This is a genomic window from Kineococcus siccus (assembly GCF_009906795.1).
GTDB classification, from domain to species: domain Bacteria; phylum Actinomycetota; class Actinomycetes; order Actinomycetales; family Kineococcaceae; genus Kineococcus; species Kineococcus siccus.
In genome coordinates this window covers 1-1,738 of record NZ_JAAALN010000378.1, presented here as the reverse complement: position 1 = coordinate 1,738, position 1,738 = coordinate 1, and the positions used below count along the sequence as shown (strand labels likewise).

Sequence of the window (1,738 nt, the reverse complement as noted above, 5' to 3'; positions counted from 1 at the left end):
GACCGCGCACTCCCTGCTCAACGCGCGCCACCTGCGGCGGGGAGGTGCCCGGCGGCGGGGAGGCGGCGCGGGGCGAGCAGGCTGCGCAGGTACGGCGCCGCGGTCAGGCCCATCGCCACGCCGCCCCAGGCCGCCGCCGCGGGACGGCGGAAGAACACGGCGTTGCCGAGCGTCGACCCCAGCCAGGTCCAGCCGAGCAGCCAGCCGGGCACCGCCTGGCTGGGGCCGCCCGCGGTGCGCCCGGGGGCGGGGTCCCGCGGCGCGGCCTCGGGCACGGCGTGGTGCAGCGCGGTGCAGATGACCACGGCCGTCAGGACCCAGCCGGCGTAGTTGGACAGCGGGATCCCGGGCAGGCCGGGCAGGTGGGGGTGCGGCGTGGAGAACGCCCAGTGCCCCGCGCTCGTCATCTGCGGGTCGAGGAACAGGTCCCAGCTCGCGAGCGTCCAGGCCGCGGCGGCGACCACCGCGACGTCGCGCCGCGCGCCCGTGCGGTGCCGGGCCAGGCGGCGCCCCAGCTGCACCGCGGGGTGCGCGACCATCGTCCAGGCCAGCGGCACCACGACGGGCACGTGCAGCACCTGCGGCCCCAGCGTCCCGGCGTAGCGGTAGTGGCCGAACGGCCGTCCCGTGCGGGTCCCCACGGCCTCCGCGACCAGGCCCAGCCCGCCGGCGACGACCAGGGTGCGGACGGCCTGGCGGGCCCCGCCGCGGCGCGCGGCGTCCGCCAGGGACGCCCCGGAGAACAGGGCGACCGAACCGATCGTGGTGCGGCGCAACGCGTCTCCGCGCAGCAGCGGGTGGGCCACCTGGCTGAGGACGGCGGCGCCCGTGAGGGCACCCGTCAGCAGCCGGCCGAGGTCGGGGAGCACGGGCTCACTCTAGGGACCGGTCACGACACGACGTCCCCGGCCCGACGTCACCCCGCCAGACGCGCCCGGCTCCCGCCTCCGGGGGCCGGGCCGGGTCAGCCGGCGACGGGGTCGAGCAGCGGGTCGCGCCCGCCCGCCGTGCCCTGCACCGACAGCACCGCGAACCGGGCGAACAGCTCCTCGGCGTACCAGTCCTCGGTGGGGGTGCGGGCCATGACGTCGCGGTGCGCGGGGCCGCGGTGGGCGAAGCGCCGCAGCGCGTCCGTGGAGTCCCACAGGGAGAACGTCCCCTGGTAGCCCAGCGGGGCCTCCCCGAGGCCGATGGCCAGGCGCAGCCCGTCGACGCCGCCGAGCTCGGCGGACACCGGCGGGACGGCGGACCAGAACGACGCCGCGCGGCGCAGGCGCAGGCGGGCGCGGGTGATCGAGGCCACCGGGCCCTCGTGGGCCCGGGCCGCCCCGCCGTCCGCGGGGCCGAAGGGCTGCGCACCCGACCAGTGCCCGCGGCTGGTCAGCGGCCGCAGCCGCACCACGAGCCGCTCGGTCGCCAGCCGCCGCCAGGCGCGCACGGTCGCCGAGGCCTCGAACGCGTCGGCGTCGGCCTCGGCGTCCCACGCCACGACCGCGGCCCAGCGCAGCGGGTCGGCGTCGCGGACGGTGAAGGTGCGCCCGTCCCCGGTGCCCAGCATCTTGGCGAACCGGGCCCCCGGGGTGCGGGCCAGGCGCACGCGGTCCAGCGCCATCCGGGTCAGGGCGCCCGGGACGCCCTGCGGGGCAACGGTCCACAGGTGCAGGGTCACGCAGTCCGGGGCGGCGGGGTTCACGTCGGCGACCCTACGTTCCGCCGGGGGAGCCCGCCCCGCCCGCCT

At 79.3% G+C, this 1,738-nt stretch carries 2 protein-coding genes; both read right to left on the bottom strand.

What is annotated here, in order from left to right; translation table 11 throughout:
* Positions 1–17: 17 nt before the first annotated feature.
* Complete coding sequence (locus tag GTR02_RS21570; protein ID WP_166609516.1) at positions 18–869, bottom strand: carotenoid biosynthesis protein; 852 nt, start codon at positions 867–869, stop codon at positions 18–20.
* 95 nt (positions 870–964) lie between these two features.
* Entirely contained in the window at positions 965–1,693 is a 729-nt protein-coding gene (locus GTR02_RS21565) for a monooxygenase (RefSeq protein ID WP_338073978.1), read from the bottom strand.
* Between the last annotated feature and the right edge of the window lie 45 nt (positions 1,694–1,738).